Raw genomic sequence first — 22,654 nt, 5'->3', positions numbered from 1 at the left:
GCCGGCAACGCCGGGGAGATACGGGTGGGCGGGTGGGAGGAACCCGCCGCGACAGCGGGGGGGGGGGAGGCCTGGCCGGTCAGGAGGTGGGGCGGCGGGGGTGGAGGGCTGCGGCTGTCGCTGCGGTGAGGGCTACCGCCACCAGGTGTTCGCGGCCCGCGAGGTTCGGGTTCAGGAGCGAGCCGATGACCGTGGGGACGACGAAGGCCAGGCACAGGACCGGCGCCCGCAGCCGTACCGCCAAGTAGGTGAAGAGGCCCACGACGGCCGCGGAGGCCCCCGTGTCCACGGCGTGGGCGTAGGACTCCGGGACCCCGGCCCAGTGGCCGGGGCCGATGGCGACCATCACGCGGGCGCCGAGCGTGCCCGCGAGCGTGGCCCCGTACGCGACCAGGAGGGTGCGGCGCCAGCCGATGAGGAGCTGCGCCAGGCCGAAGGCGAGGACCAGGCGGGGGACGCCGCCCCAGGGCGGCTGTTCGCGGGTGGGGATGAACACGGACAGGGGAGTGCGGAGCAGCGACTGCCACAGCGGCTGGTCGGCGCGGACCTCGCCGAGCATGCGGACGACCCGGTCGGGCTCGGGCAGCTGCTCCAGGCCGTGCAGCACGATCATCGCGACGGTGCCGCAGAGGGCGAGCGCGACGCCCGCCGCGCCCCGGGCCCGCAGCTCCCGCCAGGCGGCGACGGCCACGTCCTGCCACTCCCGTCGCAGCACGTCCCGTAGGCCCCGCCGGGGCGCGTCCTCCCGTACCGGCTGCGCCCCCGCTATCCGGGGCTGCGGGCGTCTTCGCCCGCGGGTGCGTCTCGGGGCCCGCCGCGGCATCGGCCTTCCGTCCTCTTCTCCACCGCGTCGCGCCGCGAGGCACTTCGCTCCGGTCCGTACGTCGGACACATGTCCGTACGGGCAAGGCTAAGCGCTTCGCCGAAACGGCCGCGACGCGTCATTCCTTGAGGACGCGGATCGTCTCGAGGGTGCGGTCGGCGGTGTCGGGGACGTACATGCCCGCCGCCAGGCCGCTGCGCAGGTACGCGAGGACCGGTTCGGTGAGGCGTTCGCCGGGGAGCACGGCCGGGATGCCGGGCGGGTAGGGCGTCGCCATCTCGGCGGCCACGCGGCCCGCGGCCCGGTCGACCGGCACCGCCTCCACCTCGCCGAAGTACGCGTCGCGCGGCAGCCGGACCTGCTCCATGCGCAGCTCGGCGGGGGCCGGGACGTCGACGTGGGGCGCGTCGGCCAGTTCGGCGCGGTGGGCGGAGAGGTCCCGCAGGGCGTCGAGGAGCGGCTCGGTGGTCTCGTGCGAGTCGGCGTGGGTGAGCTGCGCGCCGATGCGGCGGTGGTCGTTGATGTGCACGGTGACGGCGTGGTGCTCGCGCAGCCAGTCGGCGGCGCGGTAGCCCGTCGTACCGAGCGCGGAGACGTCGATGATCGTGTGCAGCGGGTCGAGGTCGGCGGCGATGCCCGGCCCGGTGAGGTCGGCGCGGCCGTTCACGTGCAGGCCGGGGATCAGCTCGATCTCCTCGTGCACCTCGGCGGCGAGCCGCAGCGCGCCGGACATCAGCTCGTGGCCGCGCAGCACCATCTGGCGGCGCCAGGCGTCGAGGCCCGCGTAGATGAGGACGGAGGGGCTCGTGGTGCCGAGCAGGTCGGCGCGCGAGGCCAGTTCGGCGGGGTCGACGCGGTCGCCCCCGAGGTGGAAGACGGAGCCCTGCTCCAGACCGCTGCCCATCTTGTGGATGCTGGTGACGCAGATGTCGGCGCCCGCGTCCATCGCCCACGACGGCAGGTCCTCGTGGAAGGGCAGGTGCGCGCCCCACGCCTCGTCGACGACGAGCGGCAGGCCGCGCGCGTGGCACAGCTCGGCGAGCGCCCGCAGATCGGCGCAGCTGCCGTACGGGGTGGGGCTGGTGACGAGCGCGCCGCGCGCGTCCGGGTGCCGGTCGAGGGCCCGCGCGTACGCGGCCACGGACGGCGGGTGCGCGAGGGACAGCTCCGCGTCCCACTGCGGCTCCACCCACACCGGGTCGATGCCGCACAGGATGAGCCCGGCGACCACGGACTTGTGCGCGTCCCTGCCGATCAGGAGCCGGTCGCCGGGGTGGGCCACCGTCAGCATGGCGGCCTTGACCGACAGGGAGCTGCCGCAGGTGGTGAAGTACGTGTGGTCGGCGTGCACGGCGTCGGCCATGAGGCGTTCGGCCCGGCTCAGCACGTGCCCGCTCGCGCGCCGGTCGTCGAGACCGCCGACGGCGAGCACGTCGGACCGGAACACGGCGTCCCCCAGGACCCGCCGCGCCTGTGGATCGGCGCCGCGGGCCTGCTTGTGTCCGGGCGGCGTGAAGGCGAGCCGGCCCCGGTCGTGATAGGCGTCGAGGGCTTCCAGGACCGGGGCCGTGGTGTGGTCGATGGGCTCCATACGGGATGGGTACCGCGCTCGCGGCGGATGTCACGTGGCGTTCAGGGCAACCGTCGGATGCAGCCGCGCCGCCCGCGCGGCCGGGTAGAGGCCCGCGAGCACGCCGATGACGAGGGTCGCGGCCAGGCCGCCCGCGAGGGACCAGGGCGGCACGACCGGGGTCCAGTCCTGGGCGAGGGCGAAGCCGTAGGTGGCGAGGACGCCGAGGCCCGCGCCCGCGACGCCGCCGATGGCCGAGAGCAGCAGCGACTCGGTCAGGAACTGGAGCCGGACGGCGCCCCGGGTGGCGCCGATGGCGCGCCGCAGGCCGATCTCCGCGCGGCGTTCGAGCACCGAGATCACCATGGTGTTGGCGACGCCGACCCCGCCGACGAGCAGCGCGACCGCGCCGAGCCCGAGCATCAGCGCGGTCAGGCCCTTGTCGGTGGCGGTCTTGGCGGCCAGCGCGTCGGAGGGGCGCGAGACGGTCACGGAGCCCTGGTCGCCGGGGTTCACCGTACGGGCGAGCACCGCGCGCACGTCCTCCACGGAGGCGTCCGTGGAGCGCTCGAAGACCGTGGTGGGGTGGCCGTCGAAGCCGAAGTACCTTTCCGCGGCCGGGAATCCGACCAGGGCGACCCGGTCGAGCGTCGGCACCAGCTCCACCGGCGCGAGGATCCCGACGACCACGAAGTACCGGTCCCCCATCATGATCTTCTCGCCGGGCGCGGTGATGCCGAGCCGCTCGGCGGCGACGCGGCCGAGCACGGTCACGGGCAGCCGCTCCCGGCCCCGGTCCAGCCACGCGCCCTTCGCCACCCGGGTGTTGAGGGCGGAGAGCAGGTCCGTGCGGGCCGCCTGCGCGGTGACTCCGGCCGTCCGCTCCTCCGGTACGGCGGCGCTGCGGCGGATGGGCGCGTTGACGTCGGCGGTCGCGGTGGCCTGCCGCACCGGGCCGATGCGCTCCACCATGGCGACGGCGCTCTTCGGCAGCCGCACCTCCCGGCCGCTCGCGTCCTTGCCCGCCTCCGCGGTCAGCAGATTGGTGCCGAGCCGATCGAGGCGCTGCATCAGGTCGGCGCGGCTGGACGTGGACAGGCCGACGACGGCCACCATCGTGGCGATGCCGATGGCGATGCCGAGCGAGGAGAGCACGACGCGGGCGCGCCGGGCCCGCAGGCCGACGGAGCCGACGCGCAGCACGTCGGCGGGGGAGAGCCGCGCGGGCCTGAGCCGGTCCGCTCCGGGGCGGCGGCCCGGCCCGCGGTGGGCGCTCACGTGACGACCTCCCCGTCGCGGAAGCGGACGCGGCGCGGCAGCGAGTCGGCGATGTCGTGGTCGTGCGTGATGACGCACACGGTGGTGCCTGCCGCGTTCAGCTCGCGCAGCAGCTCCATCACGACCTGCCCGGACGCGGAGTCCAGGGCGCCGGTCGGCTCGTCGGCGAGCAGCAGCCGGGGCGCGCCGACGAGCGCGCGGGCGATCGCGACGCGCTGCTTCTCGCCGCCGGACAGCTCGCCGGGCCGGTGGTCGAGCCGGTGCCCGAGGCGCACCCGCTCCAGGGCCTCGCGCGCGGCCGCCCGCCGCTGCCGCGCGGGGACGCCCGCGTACAGCAGCCCGTCGGCGACGTTGTCGACGGCGCCGCGCCCGGGGGAGAGGTGGAAGTGCTGGAAGACGAACCCGATGTGCCGGGCCCGCAACGCCGCGACCTGCGCGTCGGACAGCGCCCCCACGTCGTGCCCCGCCACCCGCACGCTCCCGGAGGTGGGCCGGTCGAGGGTGCCGATGAGGTTCAGGGCGGTGGACTTCCCGGACCCGGAGGGCCCGACGATGGCGAGCAACTCCCCGTCGCGGACGGTGAGATCAACCTCACGCAGCGCGGTGACACCACCGGGGTAGACCTTGGTGGCACGCCGCAACTCCACCACGGCACCGGGCACGGCGGCCGCCTGCGGCGCGGCGTTCGCCCAGGGACTGGGCCCGTTCACTGGGCCGCCACCCCCACCCGTGCGCCCTCGCGCAGCCCGGCGCCGCGTACCTCGATGCGGCCGTCGGCCGTCATGCCGGTGTCGACGCGCACCATGCGGGTCGGTCCCGACGCGGGGACGAGCTGGAGGCCGTAGCCGCCGTCCTCGCCGCGCAGGGCGACGAGCGCCTCGACCGGCACGGCGAGGACGGCGCGCCTGCTCTCGCTGACGAAGGTCACGCTGGCGGTCGCCCGCGCCGCCCGGCCGGACAGCGCGGCGGCGCTGCCGTCGAGGGCGATCTCGACGGTGATGCCGTCGCCGCCCGGCTCGTCGTCGGAGCCCTCGGGGCGCACGGTCCCCGTCACCTTCCCTCGCACCTTCTTGCCGTCGGCGAGGCGGATCTCCGCCTTGGTGCCGCGCGCGGCCAGCGAGCCGTCGCCCTGGTCGAGGTCGGCCCGCACCACGGGCGTCGGCGACGCGGCGGTGAGCACGGGGGCGTCGGGGCCGACCTGGTCGCCGAGCGCGGCGTCCGCCTCGACCACCTTGACCGGGCCGCCCTGGAACACCACTTCGCCCTTGCCGACCCGCCCGGTCGGCGTGCGGTTGAGGGACTTCTGCCACCGCTTGACGGCGGCCGCGGTCGCGGCGTCGTACCGCACGTCGACGTAGAGACCGGCGCCGTACCCCAAGTCGCGCAGGTTGCGCTCCAGTTGGAGGACGTCCGTGCCCCGGTCGCCCTTCTTCATCCCGCGGAACACCGGCACCGGGCCGTACAGCAGGGTCACCGGCTTGTCGTCCAGCTCGTACAGGGCCTGGCCCTGCCGCACCGTCGCGCCCTCGCGCGCGGTCACGGTCACCGTGCCCTCCACCGCGGGCTTCACGGGCCTGCGCCCGGCGAAGTCGACCTTGCCGTCCACCGTCTTGCTGAGCACCAGGTCCGTGCGGACGACCTCGGCGGTCGCGGGCGGCGCGGCGCCCTCGTCCCTGGCGCCGTCCCGCGCCCCGCCGCCGAACGCGAGCGCCCCCGCCGCCACGGCCCCGGCCGCCGCCGCGCCGACGGCCACCGTCCAGCCCGTACGGCGTCTCACTGCATGCCGTCCAGGCCGTCGAGCAGCTTGGTCGCGCAGGCCTCCCGCGCCTGCTTGTACGCGGGGGACTCCGTGTCGAGCTTCGGTGACGTGGGGTCGGGCTCGCCGCCGGGCTGCGCGTTGCCGTCGGTCATCGTCGGGTTGCGGAACTGCGAGACGCCCTCGTCCCGCATGCACTTGGCGTGCGCGAGCATCGACTCGTAGTCCTGCTGCTGGTCGCGCTTGGGCTCCTTGTTCATCGCCGCGCGCAGCTCTTCGGCGCAGACGCCGTTCTTGCCGCCCTTGTACTCCTCGCCGCCGCCGTTCGGGTCGACGAGCTTCTCGATCTTGCCGAAGTCGAGGTGGCCGCTGAGCTTGGGGTCGGGGTAGTCCTTGAGGCCCGCCTTGGTGCGCATGCAGCGGACGTACGTCATCTGCGCGTCGAAGAAGGCGCTCTTGCCCGTCCTGTCGCCCGCGGACTTCTCGGCGCCGCCGCCCCCGGCCTCGTCCTTCTTGCCGGAGGCCTCGGGCACGGAGGCGACCTGATCGTCCTTGCCGCCGCCGTCACCGGAACTGGAGTCGGAGCCGGAGCCGGAGCCGCAGCCGACGGCGAGCGCGAGCAGGGGAGCCGCGACGAGCGCGACGAGCCGGAGCCGGGGCGCGCCGGAGACCGGCGTCCCGCATGAGGTGGTGGTCATGCGCCTCACCGTCGGGCGGCCACATGATGGTCCCTCCATGGCCACATGATGAGCACGTAACAATGTGCGGACGGACCCCGTCCGACCCCTCTGACCAGCTCGGAACGGCCGGGCCCTCGCACATAATCGAGCGCATGCCGCATGTGCTGCTGATCGAGGACGACGCCTCCGTACGCGACGGGATGGAGCTGGTGCTGCGCCGCCACGGCTACGAGGTGTCCGTCGCCGCCACCGGCGAGGCCGCCCTCGCGATGCTCGAAGGACCCGGGGGCGAGGCGGTCGACATCGCCGTGCTCGACCTGATGCTCCCCGGGCTCGACGGCTTCGAGGTGTGCCGCCGCGTGCGCTCCGGTACGTCCCGCTCGACGCTCCCCGTGATCATGCTGACCGCGCGCGGTGACGACACGGACGTCGTCAGGGGCCTGGAGGCGGGCGCCGACGACTACGTGGTCAAGCCCGTCACCGCGCCCGTCCTGGAGGCCCGCATCCGCGCGGCCCTGCGCCGCGCGACGCCGGTCGCCGCCCGGGACACGTACGCGGGCCTGGTCGTCGACCGCGCGGGCCTGACCGTCACCAAGTGCGGCACGCCCCTCGCGCTGCCGCCCACCGAACTCCGCCTCCTCCTGGAGCTCTCCGCGTCGCCCGGCCAGGTCTTCAGCCGCGAGCAGCTGCTGCGCAGCGTGTGGGACCACGACTTCCTCGGGGACTCCCGGATCGTGGACGCCGCCGTCGGCCGGCTGCGCGCGAAGATCGAGGACGTGGCGTCCCGGCCGCGGTACGTGCAGACGGTCCGCGGCTTCGGCTACCGGTTCGGCCCGCTGTGAGGCGACCCGGCCGCCGCGCCGAAAGGCCACGCGAAGCGCACGAGCCACGGGGCCCGCACGAGCCACGGGGCCCGCGCGGCCCGCGGAGGCTGAGGGGGCTGCGGGGGCTGCGAGGTCCACGCGGCCTGCGCACCCGCCTCGTCGTCACCTTCGTCCTCGTCGCCCTCATCGGCACCGGCACCGCCACCGCCCTCGCCTACCGCGACGCCCGCACGGCCGTCCTGAGCCGCACCCAGGAAGCCGCGCAGGAGGACCTGCGCACCCGCGTCGCCGCGCTCGCGCCCGACGTCGACGTGCCGCCCGACCTGCGCTCGCTGTCCGCGCTCACGCGCTCGGTGTCCTCCGGGCTCACCGGGGCGCCCCTGGTCGTGGCCCGCTACGAGAACCTCAAGGCGGCGTCGGAAGGATCGCCGGACGACCCCCGCATCACGACGGACCTGCGGGCCGACGTCCGCGTCTCCGGCCGGATGAGCTTCCAGCGGGTCACGCGCGACGGCGAGCCGTACCTGGTGGTCGGCACGCCCGTCACCTACGAGGGCGGCCGCCCCTCACGCCTGGAGGTCTTCGCCGTCACGCCGCTGCGCGCCGAGGAGCGGGACATCGCCGCCCTGCTGACCTCGGTGCGCGACGGACTGCTGCCCGTCCTCGTCCTCACCGCCGTGCTCGCGCTGCTCGCCGCCCGTACGGTGCTCCGCCCGGTGCGGGAGCTCGGCCGGGCCACGCGCCGCCTCGCCGAGGGCGACCTCGGCACCCGCGTCGAACCCCGCGGCCGCGACGAACTCGCCGACCTGGCGCGCGACTTCAACACCACGGCCGACGCCCTCCAGACCACCGTCGCCGAACTGCGCGACCAGGAGGCGAAAGCGCGGGAGCAGGAAGCGAAGGCCCGGGAGCAGGAGGCGAAGGCCCGGCGGTTCGTCGCCGACGTCTCCCATGAGCTGCGCACCCCGCTCGCCGCCATGACGATGGTGGCGACCGTCCTCGACGAGGACGCCGACCGGCTCCCGCCCGACGCCGCGCACGCGGCCCGCACCGTCAGCGCCGAGACGGCGAAGCTGACCCGCCTGGTCGACGACCTGATGGAGATGTCCCGCTTCGACGCGGGCGTCGCCCGGCTGCACCTGACGGAGGCGGACCTCGCCGCCACCGTCCGCTCGTCGCTCGACCTGCGCGCCTGGACCGGCCGCGTGACCCTCGAACTCCCCGACTCCGCCCCCGCCTTGATCGACGTACGGAGGATCGACGTGACCCTCGCGAACCTCGTCGGGAACGCGCTGCGGCACGGCGCCCCGCCCGTGACCGTCCGCCTCACCACCGGGGCGGGCCTCGCCGCGGTCACCGTCACCGACCACGGGCCGGGGCTCGCCCCGGACGTCGTCGCCCACGTCTTCGACCGCTTCTACAAGGCCGACGCGGCCCGCACCCGCTCCGAGGGCAGCGGCCTCGGCACGGCCATCGCCCTGGAGAACGCGCGGCTGCACGGCGGCACCATCGAGGCGGCGAACCGCCCCGAAGGGCGGGGCGCCGTCTTCACCCTGCGCCTGCCGCTGCGCCCGGCGACGGGCCCGGAAGGCGGGCCCCGGTGACCCCCGTGCGGGCGGCCGCGCTCGCCCTGACCCTCCTGCTCGCCGCCGCCCTCACGGCCTGCGGAGTGCGCCCCACCGGCGTGGTGACCGGCGCGGACCCGGCCACCGGCCTCACCCGGGGGCTGCGGCTCTACTTCGTGGACGGCACTGGCCTTCGCGGTGTGTCCCGCCCCGACTCGGGCCTCAGGGACCTCCCCGGCGTCATCAAGATGCTCGGCACCGGCCCGAACCGCACCGAGCGGGAGAGCGGTCTGACCAACCTCGTGGAGCTCGGCGAGATCGACGTGACCGCACGGGGCAACCGGGTCACCTACCGCTCACCAGGCGCCTTCTTCGACTCCGACCGCGACCGCCTGCCCAACGGCCAGCTCGTCTGCACCCTGGCCCGCGCCCAGTCGTACCTGTCGTCGAAGGACGAGGACCGGCGCATCCGCCCCGACGACGTCCAGGTCACCCTCGACAACGGCGAGCGCCGCTTCGGCCCCTACCGCTGCTCGCAGTTCCTGGACGGCTAGGGCCTGTCCGGCGGCCCCGCTAGCCCTTCTGGTCCCGCTGGCCCTTCTGGTCCTTCCGGGCGAAGACGTACATCATGAACCGCTCGGGCCCCTTCGCACTGGACTTGGCCACCAGGTCGGTGCTCATGTACAGCCTGCCGTCGACGAAGTGCAGCTCCGACTCGACCGGTACGAGCCCGCCGGGCCGCTTGGTCGAGACGAGGAGCTTCTTCTCCTTCAGGGTCCGGCCGTCGAGCGTCACCACCTGGACGCCCAGCTGGTCGCGGTAGGCGAGGACGTTCCCGCCGTCCATGCGGAACGGGAACGTGGGGCCGTTGCTGTCCGTGTTGCCGCGCTGCCCCGTCGTCCTGCCGGTGGCGAGGGAGAAGGCGAGGATGTCGTTCGTGGTGGAGATGCCGTCCTTGGCGTCGCGGCGCGCGGTCGGGGCGTACAGCCTGTCGTTGCCGACGACGAGGGCCCGGCAGTCGTTGACGACGCTGGTGTCGCCGCAGTCGTGCAGGTACTTGCCCTCCGGCAGCGCGATCTTCGAGCGCAGCTTGCCGCGGCCGTCGAGGGCGAAGACGTCGCTGGCGCCGTGCCCGGTGATCTCGCCCGAGTCGAGGCCGACGACCACGGGGTCGGTGGAGATGACGTTGAGGTTCTTCACGCCCCCGGGCAGCTTGTGACTCCAGCGCGGCTTGCCGGACCTGGGGTCGATGTCCTGCACCGTGTACTTCTCCGCGCCGTAGTCGCCGCAGGTGCGGATCGCGACGAGCCGCGCGCCGCCGCCGTACCCCACGTCCCGGCAGGTGTCGCCGGACCGGGGCTTCCACCGCAGCTCGCCGGTGCGCAGGTCGAACGCGGCCCCGCCGTAGAGCCCGCCGACGGCGGCCGTCCGGCCGCTGATCGCGACCTGGTTGAACGCGGTCTTCTCCGTCTGATAGCCGACCCGGACGGACTTCGTCCACAGCTTCTCGCCGGTCGCGACCTTGAAGGCCATGACCTGGGTGCAGGGCGCGCGGAACCCCTTCTTGTCGTGCGTGGCGGGCGCGAAGACCACCACGGCGATGCCGCCCGCGCCGATCTCCGGCGAACCGCCGCAGGACTGGCCGGGCTTGGGCAGCGTCCACCGCGTCTGCCCCGTGGCCGCGTCGAGCCCCGATATCTTCGCGACGGAGGACTTCACGTACACCTCGTCCGTGAGCCAGGACCCCTTCACGGGCCAGGTGCTCTCCTTCTTCGGCAGCGCCGGCACCGGCGCCCCGCCGTGGAAGGTGGCCTTCGGGTCGGCGGGCACGGCCTCCTTCGGCTGCGCGTACGCGGGTCCCGGCTTCTTGCCGCCGCCCTTGCCCCCGCCGTCGTCCGAGCCGTCCCCGCGCGCGGCGACGTACCAGGCGCCGCCCCCGGCGACCAGGGCGAGCGCGGCCACCGACGCGATCACGACGGCCGTGCGGCGCCGGGGCTTCGACGGGGGCGGCGGCACCGGCGCGGGCGGCCCGAAGCCCCCCACCGGTGGCGGCACCGGCGGCCCGAACCCGGCCTGCGGGGGCCCGAATCCGGCCTGCGGCGGGCCGAACCCCTCACCAGGCGGGCCGAACCCCTCACCGGGCGGGCCCGCGAGCGGCGGCGGCCCGAACTGCCCCTGGGGCTCGGACGGTCCGGGCGGGGGCTGCGTCATCGTCTCTCCAAGGTCTTCGCTCCGCGCGGGTCTGCCGCGCCGTGGGGGTGAGCTGCGGCGGCCGTCACCGGCCGAACGACACCAGCCGCCCTTGCTCCTTCTTCCCGCCGAGCCCCTCGGGGCCGAGCCGCGACGGCGCCACGAAGATCCGCCCGCCGCCGTACAGCGTCTCTCCCGCGAACATGTCGGCCTCCCACTTCTGGGCGGGCGTGGAGTGCCGGAGCAGCACGTCCGGCGCCCCGCCCGAGGCCGGGAACCGCACGGTGCGGCCGGTCTTCCCGTGCTGCGCGCGCACGTACACGACGACCCCGGAGCGCTTGCCGTCCCCGGCCTGCCGCACGGGCAGGAGCTGGCGTCCGCGCACGGCGGCCGCCCAGCGGCGCTTGCCCGTCGCGAGGTCGTAGGCGACGAGCTTGTTGGGCCCGAGGATGCCGTCCTTGGGCTCGGTGGACAGGTACAGGGAGTCGTCGCCGACGACGCCGCCCGGGCAGTTCTGCACGCCTTCCCCCGCGTCCCCGGCCCCGTCGCACATCTCGTACGCGTACGGCCCCCGGTCGAGCGGGATCCAGGCGCGCTCGCGCCCGCGGCCGTCCACGGAGACGACGGCCCACTTGTCGTAGTCGTCCTTGTTCCGGACGGCGAGGACGAGGGGGTCGACGGAGTACACCTTGTCGACGCTCCAGCCGTTCCTGGTGCGGTACTGCCAGCGGACGTCGCCGGTGCTGGGGTCGACGTTCTTCACCCGGCCGTGGGCCTTGGGCGCCCCGGCCGCGCAGCTCTCGACGTACAGGAGCCGGGCACCGCCCGCGACGTCGCGCAGGAAGCAGGCGCCGACGCGCTCCCGCTTGGAGGAGAAGAGGCGTTTGCCGTCGCTGACGCGGTACCCGTGGGCGATGTCGCCCTGCCCGACGGTGACGGTGGAGCCGGTCATGGCGAGGTGCACGGTGCTGGTGCTGTCCGAGAGGTCGTGCTCCTTGAGCTCGCGGTGCCAGCCCTTCTCGCCGGTCCGCAGGTCGATCTGCTGGAGCTGGTTGCACTTGCCGGAGCCGGAGGTGCTGCCGTTGCCGTACGCCACGACGACGTGGCCGCCGGGCGCGGTGTCGACGGGGGTGTCGCAGACCTTGTCGGGCAGGCGCAGCGTCCAGGCCTTCGCGCCGTCCCGCGCGCGGTACGCGGTGACCGTGTCGTAGAGGGCCTGCACGACGAGTGCGCCGCCCTTGCCGGACGCGCCGCCGTCCACGGTCCACAGGTCGCCCAGCATGGCGCCCTTGCCCGGCAGCTTGACGCCGTTGAGGTCGAGCCAGCCCTTGGACTCGCCGGACTTGCGCGCGGCGTTGACGTCCACCCGCCGCACCGGCTGCTCGGGACGGCCGGGCGCGTCCGTCCGCTCCCCCGAGCCGGACGGCTCGCCCGGCGCTCCCGATTCCCGGGCGACCGGGGCCCGGAAACCACCGGACCGCCTGTCGTCGTCCTCCTTCAGGAGGGCGTACGCGCCCGCGCCCACGCCCACCGCCGCGATCACCGCGCCCACGACGACCCAGGCCACCGCGCCCGTCCGCCTCTTCGGGGAGGGGACCGGCTGGGTGACCGGCCGGGTGACCGGCTGGGCGTACGGATTGCCGGGAACGGGCTCGTGCGGCCGCTGGGGCGGAGGACCTGCCATGACAGGAGTGTGGCCCAGCAAGCGAGTTGATGGAGATACTTTCTAGAAAATTCCTCCAGATTCTCGATGCGCCGAAGATTCTCGGCTGCCGTCCGCGATGCCGGTTCTGCTCTACGCTGGAACGCATGGCGGCGGACGAGGTGACCACGGGCGGACGCGCCCGTTCCGGAGGTCGGGGGAAGCCGGGGCGGCGCCGTGTCCCCTAAGCAGCAGCGTGGCGAGGCCACCGTCGACCTGCTCCTCGACACCGCCCTTCGGGTGTACGCGCACGCGGGCGCGCAGGGCTTCACGGTCAACGCGGTCACGGCGGCGAGCGGGGTGAGCTTCGGCAGCCTCTACCACCACTTCGGCAGCTTCGACGGCCTGGCCGCCGCGCTCTATCTGCGCTGCGTGGACCAGCTCTGCGACCCGGTGGTGGCCGCCGTCACCCGCTGCCGCACGGCCCGCACCGGCGTCCGCGCCCTGGTGCGGGCGTATCTGGACTTCACCCGCGACCACCGGGACGTGGCGCTCTTCCTGCACGGCTCCGCGTACTCCAGCTATCTGGCGGCCCACGCCGACGAGGTGATGGCGGCGAAGGACGCCAAGTTCGCGCCCATCGCCGCCTGGTTGTACCCGCGCATCACCGCGGGCGAGGTGGCCGCGCTGCCCGCGCCCCTGATCGAGGTCCTGGTCATGGGCCCGGTCGCGGAGACGGCCCACCGCTGGCTCTCCAGTACGTACGAGGTGGACCTGGAGGAGGCGGCCCGGGTCCTTCCGGACCGCATCTGGCGGTCGCTGCGGGCGGACTAGAGCCCGTCCGCCCCGTTCTTCCCGTCGGCCCCGTCCTTCTCCTCGCCCGCGCGGGACCGCGCGAGGAGATCCGCGCAGCCCCGCACGAGCAGCCCCACGTCGCTGCCGACCGCGAGGAGCGAACACCCCTCCCGCCGTGCGGCGGCGGCGAGTTCGGGCGTGGGCGCGAAGGTGCCGCACGGCTTCCCCGCGGCCCGGCACGCGGCGACGACACGGGTGAAGGCACCCCACACGTCCGGATGGTCCGGCACACCGAGGTGCCCGAGCGCGGCCGACAGGTCGTAGAGCCCCACGAACAGCGCGTCGACCCCGTCGACGGCCGCGATGTCCGCCGCCGCGGCGACCGCGCCCGGCGTCTCGATCTGCGGGACCAGACACATCGCGGCGTCGGCGGCCTCCAGATAGCCGGGCGTGCGGCTCCAGCGGGAGGCGCGGGTCACCGCGCTGGCCATGCCCCGCGTGCCGTGCGGCGGATAGCGGGTGGCACGGACCAACTCCCGGGCCTGCGCGGCCGATTCGACCATCGGCACGAGGAACGTCCGCACGCCGATGTCGATCAGCGGCCGCAGCTCTTCCGCGCGCCCGCCGGGCGGCCGTACGACGGCATCGGTCCGGTCACCGATCGCGCGGAGCTGGTCGAGGGTGCTGCGCACGTCGTTGGGCCCGTGCTCGCCGTCGATCAGCAGCCAGTCGAACCCCGCGTCCGCGCAGACCTCGGCCGCGGACGCGTCGCCGAGGCTCAGCCAGAGCCCGGTGAGCGGCCCGCCCGCGGCCAGGCGCGCCTTGAACGCGTTGAGCGGGGAGGGCGGAGAGGGGGCGGCAGGCATGAGGTCCTCCGGTTCCAGTACGGCGCGGTGGCGGTTGCCCGGCAGTCTGACGCGCGGCCCGCCGCCCCGGCCCCGTACTCCCGGAAGTCGGCGCGAACCGGATCGCCGGGTCGGGGCCGTGGCGCCTCAGGCCTGCCGCGGCACGTAGGCCAGGCCGTGGGCGCCCGCTTCGCCGCGCCGGGGGACGTCGAGGCGGGCCAGGACCCGCAGCGTCTCCAGGTCGACGACGTCGACGGTGGAGGAGACGACGCAGGCGACGTAGCCGAGCCTGCCGTCGGGCGACGAGGTGATGGTCAGCGGGAAGAGCCCCACCTCGACCTCGCCGACGGCCTCGTGGGTGGCGGCGGAGTACACCAGGAGCCGCCCGGGCGCCTGCCGCCCGAGCTGCGACTGCGGATCGGTCTCCATCCGCAGCTCGCCCGCGAGCAGCAGGCCCGTTGACGTCAGGTGCACGGGGAAGACGGTGCTCTGCGCGGGCAGCACGGCGGTGACCGACGCCGTCCGGGCGTCGACGACCCGGATGCCGGGGGCGGGCGGCGCCGCCGCGGACCCGTCGGCGCCGCGCGGCGGGGCGAAGGACCCGTACGGGGCCGCGACGAAGGCGTGCGTGCCGTCGGCGGAGACGGCGAGCCCCTCGCTGCCCGGCACCTCGATCTTCGCGGTGAGGGTGCCCCGTTCGAGGTCGACGACCGACACGAACGGCGCCTCCTTGTTGGTGGCGTACCCGATGGTGCCCGCCGGGTCGATGGCGAACCAGTGCGGGCCTGGCGCGTCCGTGTCGATCCTGCCCAGCGGCTTGCGGGACTCGGTGTCGATCACCACGACACCGCCGGGCCGGTCGTCGGACCCCTCCACGCTGACGTAGAGGCGGCCGCGCGCGGCGTCCAACGCGATTCCGTGCGGCCCGTGTTCGGGCGCGATGTCGACGACGTCGACGACGCGGCGCGTGTCCGGGTCGATGACGGTCAGCTCCGTACGGCGGCCCGCGTTGTCGTGGTAGTAGCCGGAGGAGTACGTCGACGCGCACCACAGCAGTCGCCGCGTCGGGTCGAAGCACAACTCGTGCGGCTGGGCGGTGACTTCCACCGTGTCGAGGAGGAGGTCGGTGGCGGCGTCGAAGAAGCAGACGGTCGGGCCGCTCTGGCTGACCACGGCCAGCACGTCGCCTTCGCGACCGGCACGGGCGGACAGTTCGTCGGCGGACTGCTGCATGAAAGCTCCTGGGGAGGAAGAGGGAAGGGCGGCGGGCGCGCTGGCGCGGCCACTGCCCGGGAGTACCTCCACCCTCGCCACGGCAGGGATTCCGCGGCAATGCAAGGATCGGCACCCAATAGTTGCCGTCCACGCAAAAGTGCCGCTCAGGAGGGCCGATGGATCTGAATCTGCTGCGTGCTTTGGACGCCCTGCTCCAGGAGAACAGCGTGACGCGCGCCGCGGAGCGGCTCGGCACGTCCCCCGCGGCGGCCAGCCGCACCCTCGCCCGGCTCCGCCGCGCCGTCGGCGATCCCCTCCTGGTCCGCGCGGGCCAGGGCATGGTCCCCACGCCGAGGGCCCTCGAACTCCGCGAAGAAGTGGGCGCGTTGCTGCGCGGCTGCGACGACGTGCTGCGCCCCGGCGCGGGCTTCGCCGCCCGGCACCTCCAGCGGACCTTCACCGTGCAGGCCATCGACCTGCTCCAGGCGGGCCTGGCCGCGCCCCTGACCGAGCGCGTCCACGCGGAGGCCCCGGGCGTGGACGTGGTGTTCCTGCCGGAGTCGGGGGAGGGCGGGCCCGCGCTGCGCCAGGGCTTCCTGGACGTCGAACTGGGCGTCCTCGCGCACCTGGACCCCGAGACCCGCTCCCGGCAGCTCGTCCGGCTCACCCTGGTCGGCGCCGCCCGCGCCGGTCACCCGCTGTTCGACGGGCCGCTCGACGCCCGCCGCTTCGCCGAGGCAGGGCACATCGGCATCTCCCGGCTCGGCAAGCGCCACGGGCCCATCGACACGGAGCTGGCGAAGCTCGGCCTGAGCCGCCGGGTCGCGGTCGTCGTCCCCAGCCACACCAGCGCGCTGATGCTGGCCCGCGACACCGACCTCGTCGCCCTCACCCTGCCCGGCTTGCTGCCCGGCGCGACCGAGGCCCTGGGCCTGCGGACCTTCCCCGTGCCGCTGCCGCTGCCGCCGATCGACCTGGGCATGGCCTGGCACCCGCGCAACGACGCCGACCCGGGCCACCGCTGGTTCCGCGGCCATCTCGCGGCGGCGGTCCTCGCCCCGGCCGACGCGGAGCCGGGCCCTACGACACCGGGTTGAACCGCGACACGCCCTCGGCCCGCACGGTCCTGCCCCGGCCCGGCACCGCCCCCGCCACCTCCACGATCCGCTCCCGCAGCCGCTCCACCACGAGCCGCATGTTCTTGTACGCCGCGTCGGTGTCCGGGTAGCGGCAGGCGAACTGGAGCCCCTCGTGAAGGCGCGTGATCCACGCGCACACCTGGTCGCCGTACGACACCCGGATCAGCCCGTACGCCTTCAGCTCCTGCCACCGCTCCGCACCCGGGATCGCCCGCGTGTCGACGTAACTGACGATCGAGTACAGGTCGGGTGACGTGGGCCGGAAGTCGGCGCCGAGCAGCGGGAGCACCCGGGCGATCGGCATCCGCGACAGCGGCCTCGCCTCGCGCAGGGCGGCGCGGACCATCCGCAGCGCGTCGTCGAAGTCCGCGGCCTCGGCGATGGGCACCTCGATCGGCGCCCCGCCCACGTACCAGCCCACCGATTCGGCCCACTGGGAGCGCACCCGGGTGTGGAACGGCACGACCGTGCGGTACACCCGCAGGCCGCTGATGTCCCGGGTGATGAGGGCGACGGCCGCGAGCACGCCGACGAGGCTCCCGCCGTAGGGGCGGCAGTACGTCTCGAAGGCGGCGGCCTCCGCGTCGCCCACGAGCATCTCGTGCAGCAGCCGCTGCTCGGGCAGCGGGCCCTCGGGGTCGAGGCCGAGGTCGACGGGGAAGTTCGGCAGCTTGCCGTCGCACCTGCCGATGAACTCCCGCCAGCGGGCCACGACGGCGTGCGTGTGGTCGATCCGGTCGGCGTCGGTGCGCTCGCTCGCGCAGAAGTCGACGTAGCTGGCGACCGGCGCGGCCGCCACGGCGCCGCCCCGGAGCCCGGCGGCGTACAGCTCGTGGATCTCGGCGGTGATGCGGTGGACCGAGTACGCGTCGACGTTGCTGTGGTCGAACGCCATGCACACGGTCGCCCCGTCGTCCCGGACGATCGCGGTGAAGATGAAGTTCGGCCAGGTCAACGCGTCCGCAGCGGTGTCGAAGCGGTCTTGGAGATAGCGGGTCAGGGTCGCGGCGTCCGTGAACGTGCCGCCGTCCGCGCGGTGCAGCGCGACGGCGTCGGCGGCCAGGGTGAAGCGCCGCATCTCGTCGCCCGCCCAGCGGAAGCCGCTGCGCAGCGTCTCGTGCCGCAGCGTCCAGGCCCGCAGGGCGCCCTGGAGCACGTCGAGGTCCACCTGCCCCGGCAGGTCGAAGACGGTGCCGAGCCAGGTCGGCACGAACAGGCCGTCCTCACGCACCGTACGCGAGGTGCGGATGTGCGACTCCTGTACGTAGGCGGGCGGCCTGACGTCGTCGGGCAGGTCCCGCGCGGCCCCCACCGCGGCCGGGTGCAGCGTCCACTCCACGAGCCGCCCGGGACGGATCTCGCAACGCTGAAGGTCGGTCATGCGCACGGGGCTCTCCGCTCACCTGCCCTCGGGAGGCCGACGCCGGGCAGCACTGTCGATCCATGCCTCCATGCCGCTCGGGCACCGCTCACACCGCACTGAGGGGATCAACGAGCGTAGGGGCAAAAGGGCCCGGGACGAGGACTTCAGGCCCCGGTCGGCTCAAAACCGATCCGGCAGGGCCCGTCCGTGGGCATCCGCACCTTGGTCACCACGGCGTCGCACAGGTCACCGAAGACGGCGAGCTGCTCGGGCGTCATCGCGTCCACGAACCACTCGCGCACGTGCGCGACGTGGCGCGGCGCCGCCGCCTCTATCGCCGCGCGCCCGGCGCCGGTCAGGACGACGTCGGAGTACCTGGTGTCGTCCGCGCACGCCTCGCGACGCAGCAGGCCGCGCCGCTCCATGCGGCTCAGGTGGTGCGAGAGGCGGCTCTTCTCCCAGCCGGTCTCGCGGCCCAGGGCGGTGGCCCTGGCGCGGCCGTGCGGCGCCTCGGAGAGCGCGACCAGGATCTGGTAGTCGGCGGACGACAGGCCGCCCTCCTCCTGGAGGTGCGCGTTCAGGCGCGTGAGCAGAGCCGTGTGCAGGGTGACGAAGCTCCGCCACGCGCGCTGTTGTTCGTCGCTCAGCCACCCGGGATCGCTCATGGCGCGATTCTACGCGTCAAGGTTGACGTATCAACCTGCCGGGTCTAGCGTCGGGTTGACGCGGGTTGACGCGTCAACCTGGCGGGCCACCGGAGCACCGAAGAGGGGCAGCGGAATGACGAGCACGCGGGACGGATCCCTCAGTGGCAAGGCCGCCCTGGTGACCGGCGGCAGCCGGGGCATCGGCGCGGCCATCGCCCGCCGCCTCGCCCGCGAGGGCGCGGCCGTGGCGATCACGTACCACTCCTCGCCCGGCCGCGCGGACGGCGTCGTCGCGGACATCGAGGCCGAGGGCGGCAAGGCGGTGGCGATCGCGGCGGACTCGGGCGACGCGGAGGCGGTCCGCGCCGCGGTCACCGGCACGGTGGCCGCCTTCGGCCGCCTGGACATCTTGGTGAACAACGCGGGCATCGGCACGATGGGCCCGCTCGGCGAACTGACCGTCGACGACTTCGACCGGGACGTCGCGGTCAACGTACGGGCGGTGTGGGTGGCCTCGCAGGAGGCCCTGCGGCACCTGGGCGACGGCGGCCGGATCATCACGATCGGCAGCGTCTTCGCCGACCGGATGCCGTTCCCGAACGGCACGACGTACGCCCTGACCAAGGCCGCCGTCGCGGGCTTCACCCGCGCGCTCGCCCGGGAGCTGGGCCCGCGCGCCATCACCGTCAACAACGTCCAGCCGGGCCCGGTCGCGACCGACACCAACCCGCCCGAGGGCCCCTTCGCCGACGTCATGACCGGCCTGACCCCGGCCTCCCGGTACGCGAGCGCGGACGAAATGACGGGCCTGATCGTGTACTTGGCCGGGCCGGAGTCCGCGTACGTCACGGGAGCGACGATCAACATCGACGGCGGCTTCACGACCTGAGCACGCCGTCCGCCCTGGGGCGGCGCGGCTCGTCTCAACTCGTCCACGGCGCACGCCGGTCCGCGACAGTGGTTCCCGGCCGGCGATCCGTTCGGCCGCCCCGAGCGCACCGAAACAGGAGCCCCGTCATGCCCCGACGCCCCCTGAGCCGTCGTGAGCGGCTGACCCTGCTGGGATTCGTCCTCAGCGGTCTCGTGTCCGCCCTCGTCGCAGCGGCCGCCGACGAGACCTTCCGGGCCCTGGTGTCCTGAGCGGCTCCCTCCCCGGACACCCGTCCGCGGCCGAATCCGTGACTCTCCCGGCGGCCGCGCCTCCCTCACGCAAGGATGCTTCGATGACCGGTCGCAAGAGTGGTGTGCGGCAAGGGAGCCAGCGACGGATCCCGCAGCCGCTGGGCGTGACTCCGGCGCCGCTGCGGGACTTGAAGGAGTACGTCTACCAGCTCTACGTGGACGCCGGCGCGCCCGCGACCCAGCGCATGGCGGAGGAGATCGGGCAGGACGACGCCCTCCCGGGCAGCCCGTCGAAGGCCACCATCCACCGGATCATCGGCTCCACCGAGCTCCCCACGGGGCAGGAGGACGTCGTCTCCGTCGCCCTCCTCCTCGCCCGGTGGGCGGCCCGCGACCCCGGCCGGGTGGGGACGCGGGTGCGGCGCATGTGGGTCGCCGCCCAGCTCGCCCAGCCGCTGGGCAGCCCCGTCGTCGACCTCGACCCCTTCGCCCTCGAGGTGCACCGGGCGATCAGCGTGCCCGGCGAGCGGTCCCTGCCGCGGCTGCCCGCGTACGTACCGAGGGACCACGACGCGGCGCTCGGCGCGTACGTCGACCGGGCGACCGGCGGCGAGAGCCTCATGGTCACGCTGGTCGGCGAGTCCTCGACCGGCAAGACCCGCGCCTGCTGGGAGGTTTTGCGACGCCTTCCGCCCGGGTGGCGGGTGTGGCACCCCTTCGACCCCACGCGCCCGGACGCCGCGCTCGTGCACCTCGCCGAGGCCGGCGCGCAGACGGTGATCTGGCTGAACGAGATCCAGCACTACCTCCTCGCCCCCGACGCCAAGACCGCCGAGGGCATCGCCGCGGGCCTGCGCTCGCTCCTGACCGACCGGCGGCGCGGCCCGGTCCTCGTCCTGGCCACCATCTGGCCCCGGTTCTGGGAGACCCTGACGCTGCCCTCCGCCACCGGCGCGGACGACCGCTTCGAGCAGCAGCGCAAGCTCCTCACCGGGCTCGGCCGGTGCGTCGTGGTGCCCAAGGCGTTCACCGAGCACGACCTGCGCCAGGCACGGCGGCGCGCGCACGACGACCCGCGCCTCGCCAGCGCCCTCGCCGGGGCGACCGACGGGGAGATCACCCAGTTCCTCGCCGGCGTCCCGGAGCTCATGCGCCGCTATCTGTGCGCGCCCCCGGCGGAGAAGGCGCTCATCCACGCCGCCATGGACTACCGCAGGCTGGGCCACGGCCCCGCGCTCCCGCACGAGTTGCTCGCCGAGGCCGCCGACGGCTATCTGCGGGACCAGGAGCGTGGCCTGCGCGGCAGCGGCTGGCTGGAGGAGGCCCTGGCGTACTGCGCCATGCCGTGCCACGGGGTGCCGGGCCCGCTGACGCCCGTGGCGTCCCGGAGCGGCGCGCCCACGGACCGCGCCTACCGGCTCGCGGACTACCTGGAGCAGTACGGCCGCGTCGACCGCCGCCTGATGAGCCCCCCGGCCTCGTTCTGGAGCGCGGCGATCCGCCGCTGCCCGCACACCGACGACAGCGTCGCCCTCGCGCGCGCCGCGCAGCGCAGGGGGCGCCTCCAGATCGCCGCGTCCCTCTACGGCAGGGCCCTGAAGGCCGGAAACACCGACGTGCGGCCCGAGTTGGGCCGCCTCGCCGAGGGCGTCGGAGACCTCGACCGGGCGAAGGACTTCTACGAGGCCGCCTGGGAGGACGACCACAGGGCGCGCTGGGAACTCGTCCGCCTGCGCCAGCTCAAGGGCGAGCCCGGCCGGGCGGAGGAACTCGCCCACGAGGCCGCCAACCAGGGCGACAGCTCGTCCCTGACCCGGCTCGTCCGGCTCCGCCAGGAGGCCGGGGACGAGGAGGGCGCCCAGCGCCTGACGCGGAACGCCGCCGCCACGGGAAAGATCAGGACGTACGCCGGGCTCGCCCGGTCCCGGGAGGAGGCGGGGGACCGGCAGGGCGCCGAGGAACTCGCCTTCCTCGCCCTGGCCCAGACCGGCAGCACGTACGCGCTCTCCGACCTGGTGGGCCTGCGCGAGAAGGCGGGCGACGGCGCGGCGGCGGAGCGTCTGGTCCGCGCGGCCGCCGCCCGGGGCAAGGTGCGCCCCGCGTTCCGCCTCGCCGGGGCGCGGCGGCAGGCCGGGGACCGGGAGGGCGCGGCCCGCGCCCTCGACCTCGCCGCGGCCGCGGGCAGCATCTTCGCCCTCACCGAACTGGCCCGGCTGAAGCGGCGGTGGGGCGACAGCGAAGGGGCGGAGCGGTTCCTGGGCACGGCCGTGCGCCAGGGCAGCGTGTACGCCATGACCGAGCTGGCCCGGCTGCGCGAGAAGGCCGGGGACCGCCAGGCCGCGGTGCGCCTGTACCGCAGCGCCGCCGCGTACGGCAGCACGGACGCGCTGGCCCACCTCGCCCTGCTCAAGGAGGAGGAGGGGGCGGGCGCGGAGGCCGAGAGCATGGCGTGCGGCGCGGCGGGCGGCGGCAGCACCTTCGCGCTCCTCGAACTGTCCTGGCTGCGCGAGAAGAACAGCGACTCCGAGGGCGCCGAGCGCCTGGCCCACACCGCCAACCTCGCGGGCAACTCCGGCGCGCTCGTCCTCCTCGCCCGCCTGCGCGAGAAGTCCGGCGACACGTCGGATGCCGAGGCGCTCGTCCTCCGTGCCGCGCGGGCCGGGGACGCCCAGGTGCTCCACGAGTTCGTCCTGCGCCGCGAGAAGAGCGGCGACAGCGAGGGCGCCGAGCGCCTGGCCGCGGCCGGCGGCGGGCGCGTCCTGCTCCAACTGGCCCGGCTCTGGGAGTCGGACGGCCGCAAGCCGGAGGCCGAGCGGCTCTACCAGCGCGCCGCCGACCAGGGCCGCACCCAGGCCCTCGGCGAACTGGCCCGCCTCAAACAGCAGTCCGGCGACCACGAGGCCGCCGAACACCACGCCCGCGCCGCCGCCCACGCGGGCCACGTCGAGGCCCTGGCCGACCTGGCCCACCTCTGCGCCCACCGCGGCTCCCCGGCCGAGGCCGACCGCCTCTACCGCCTGGCGGTCGACGCGGGCCACGACGCGTCCCTCCCCACCTGGTCCACCCTCCGCGCCCGCACCGACCCCCGCTGGCGCGACCTCCCCCACTACGGCCTCACCCCAGAAGGCACCCTCTCCCCACCCTGGCGCTTCGCCCCACCCCGCACCCCCTGACCCTGTCTCTTATACACATCTCCGAGC

Annotated in this window: 20 protein-coding genes; 8 read left to right on the top strand and 12 right to left on the bottom strand. The window is 74.7% G+C overall.

Features of this window, described 5'->3' with window-relative positions; genetic code table 11:
* Positions 1-79 precede the first annotated feature (79 nt).
* The 6 genes from IG74_RS0140880 to IG74_RS0140855 all read right to left on the bottom strand — a co-directional run bounded on the left by IG74_RS0140880 (position 80) and on the right by IG74_RS0140855 (position 6,125).
* Entirely contained in the window at positions 80-715 is a 636-nt protein-coding gene (locus tag IG74_RS0140880; RefSeq protein WP_078869499.1) for a hypothetical protein, read from the bottom strand.
* Positions 716-941: 226 nt separating this feature from the next.
* The gene (locus tag IG74_RS0140875) at positions 942-2,414 is read right to left on the bottom strand and encodes an aminotransferase class I/II-fold pyridoxal phosphate-dependent enzyme (RefSeq protein WP_030688008.1); all 1,473 of its coding nucleotides are present in this window, start codon (positions 2,412-2,414) and stop codon (positions 942-944) included.
* Between the two features lie 30 nt (positions 2,415-2,444).
* Positions 2,445-3,671: an ABC transporter permease gene (locus IG74_RS0140870; protein WP_051856481.1), complete on the bottom strand. Its 1,227-nt coding sequence runs from the start codon at positions 3,669-3,671 to the stop codon at positions 2,445-2,447.
* Entirely contained in the window at positions 3,668-4,381 is a 714-nt protein-coding gene (locus IG74_RS0140865; protein ID WP_051856480.1) for an ABC transporter ATP-binding protein, read from the bottom strand. The genes IG74_RS0140870 and IG74_RS0140865 overlap by 4 nt, the downstream gene beginning before the upstream one ends.
* Positions 4,378-5,448, bottom strand: a complete 1,071-nt coding sequence (locus IG74_RS0140860; protein ID WP_030688005.1) for a peptidoglycan-binding protein — start codon at positions 5,446-5,448, stop codon at positions 4,378-4,380. The genes IG74_RS0140865 and IG74_RS0140860 overlap by 4 nt, the downstream gene beginning before the upstream one ends.
* Positions 5,445-6,125, bottom strand: a complete 681-nt coding sequence (locus IG74_RS0140855) for a hypothetical protein (protein WP_051856478.1) — start codon at positions 6,123-6,125, stop codon at positions 5,445-5,447. Before IG74_RS0140855 ends, IG74_RS0140860 begins: the two co-directional genes overlap by 4 nt.
* Before the next feature lie 134 nt (positions 6,126-6,259).
* Between IG74_RS0140855 and IG74_RS0140850 the strand changes: the two genes are divergently transcribed.
* Genes IG74_RS0140850 through IG74_RS0140840 form a run of 3 tightly spaced genes read left to right on the top strand, consistent with a single transcriptional unit; the run spans position 6,260 to position 9,050 of the window.
* Positions 6,260-6,949: a response regulator transcription factor gene (locus IG74_RS0140850; RefSeq protein ID WP_030688002.1), complete on the top strand. Its 690-nt coding sequence runs from the start codon at positions 6,260-6,262 to the stop codon at positions 6,947-6,949.
* Positions 6,946-8,535 carry a sensor histidine kinase gene (locus IG74_RS0140845; protein WP_078869496.1) on the top strand — a complete coding sequence of 530 codons (1,590 nt, stop codon included), beginning with the start codon at positions 6,946-6,948 and terminating at the stop codon, positions 8,533-8,535. The genes IG74_RS0140850 and IG74_RS0140845 overlap by 4 nt, the downstream gene beginning before the upstream one ends.
* The gene (locus IG74_RS0140840) at positions 8,532-9,050 is read left to right on the top strand and encodes a hypothetical protein (RefSeq protein WP_234334616.1); all 519 of its coding nucleotides are present in this window, start codon (positions 8,532-8,534) and stop codon (positions 9,048-9,050) included. Before IG74_RS0140845 ends, IG74_RS0140840 begins: the two co-directional genes overlap by 4 nt.
* Positions 9,051-9,069: 19 nt before the next feature.
* On the opposite strand, the gene IG74_RS0140835 is transcribed toward IG74_RS0140840, so the two are convergent.
* Both IG74_RS0140835 and IG74_RS0140830 read right to left on the bottom strand, forming a co-directional pair.
* Complete coding sequence (locus IG74_RS0140835; protein ID WP_063761336.1) at positions 9,070-10,707, bottom strand: PQQ-binding-like beta-propeller repeat protein; 1,638 nt, start codon at positions 10,705-10,707, stop codon at positions 9,070-9,072.
* Between the two features lie 64 nt (positions 10,708-10,771).
* Positions 10,772-12,370, bottom strand: coding sequence for a PQQ-binding-like beta-propeller repeat protein (locus tag IG74_RS0140830; RefSeq protein WP_158858001.1), 1,599 nt, complete (start codon positions 12,368-12,370; stop codon positions 10,772-10,774).
* 195 nt (positions 12,371-12,565) lie between these two features.
* Between IG74_RS0140830 and IG74_RS0140825 the strand changes: the two genes are divergently transcribed.
* Positions 12,566-13,162 carry a TetR/AcrR family transcriptional regulator gene (locus IG74_RS0140825; RefSeq protein ID WP_030687996.1) on the top strand — a complete coding sequence of 199 codons (597 nt, stop codon included), beginning with the start codon at positions 12,566-12,568 and terminating at the stop codon, positions 13,160-13,162.
* On the opposite strand, the gene IG74_RS0140820 is transcribed toward IG74_RS0140825, so the two are convergent.
* Positions 13,159-13,989: an HpcH/HpaI aldolase family protein gene (locus IG74_RS0140820; RefSeq protein WP_051856474.1), complete on the bottom strand. Its 831-nt coding sequence runs from the start codon at positions 13,987-13,989 to the stop codon at positions 13,159-13,161. The two genes, IG74_RS0140825 and IG74_RS0140820, sit on opposite strands and share 4 nt — an antisense overlap.
* A 126-nt stretch (positions 13,990-14,115) precedes the next feature.
* Entirely contained in the window at positions 14,116-15,201 is a 1,086-nt protein-coding gene (locus IG74_RS0140815; protein ID WP_030687991.1) for a hypothetical protein, read from the bottom strand.
* Positions 15,202-15,359: 158 nt separating this feature from the next.
* Here IG74_RS0140815 and IG74_RS0140810 point away from each other — a divergent pair, with 158 nt between their 5' ends.
* Positions 15,360-16,280, top strand: coding sequence for a LysR family transcriptional regulator (locus IG74_RS0140810; protein ID WP_030687989.1), 921 nt, complete (start codon positions 15,360-15,362; stop codon positions 16,278-16,280).
* Here the strand turns inward: IG74_RS0140810 and IG74_RS0140805 are convergent.
* On the bottom strand, positions 16,264-17,703 hold the full coding sequence (locus IG74_RS0140805; RefSeq protein WP_078869500.1) for a condensation domain-containing protein: 1,440 nt from the start codon (positions 17,701-17,703) through the stop codon (positions 16,264-16,266). The genes IG74_RS0140810 and IG74_RS0140805 overlap by 17 nt on opposite strands.
* Positions 17,704-17,849: 146 nt before the next feature.
* Positions 17,850-18,350 (bottom strand): MarR family winged helix-turn-helix transcriptional regulator, encoded by a 501-nt coding sequence (locus IG74_RS0140800; RefSeq protein WP_030687986.1) that lies wholly within the window; start codon positions 18,348-18,350, stop codon positions 17,850-17,852.
* Positions 18,351-18,465: 115 nt separating this feature from the next.
* On the opposite strand from IG74_RS0140800, the gene IG74_RS0140795 reads away from it, so the two are divergent.
* The 3 genes from IG74_RS0140795 (at position 18,466) to IG74_RS0140785 (ending at position 22,627) form a co-directional block, all read left to right on the top strand.
* The gene (locus IG74_RS0140795) at positions 18,466-19,221 is read left to right on the top strand and encodes a 3-oxoacyl-ACP reductase family protein (protein ID WP_030687985.1); all 756 of its coding nucleotides are present in this window, start codon (positions 18,466-18,468) and stop codon (positions 19,219-19,221) included.
* Between the two features lie 128 nt (positions 19,222-19,349).
* The gene (locus tag IG74_RS54325) at positions 19,350-19,472 is read left to right on the top strand and encodes a hypothetical protein (RefSeq protein WP_267885636.1); all 123 of its coding nucleotides are present in this window, start codon (positions 19,350-19,352) and stop codon (positions 19,470-19,472) included.
* Positions 19,473-19,555: 83 nt separating this feature from the next.
* Positions 19,556-22,627, top strand: coding sequence for a tetratricopeptide repeat protein (locus tag IG74_RS0140785; RefSeq protein WP_158857999.1), 3,072 nt, complete (start codon positions 19,556-19,558; stop codon positions 22,625-22,627).
* The last annotated feature ends 27 nt before the right edge of the window (positions 22,628-22,654 follow it).

This window comes from Streptomyces sp. NRRL B-1347, from assembly GCF_000720325.1.
Classification (GTDB): domain Bacteria; phylum Actinomycetota; class Actinomycetes; order Streptomycetales; family Streptomycetaceae; genus Streptomyces.
Note: the sequence above shows the minus strand (reverse complement) of the source record. Positions and strands in the feature narration are given on the sequence as shown.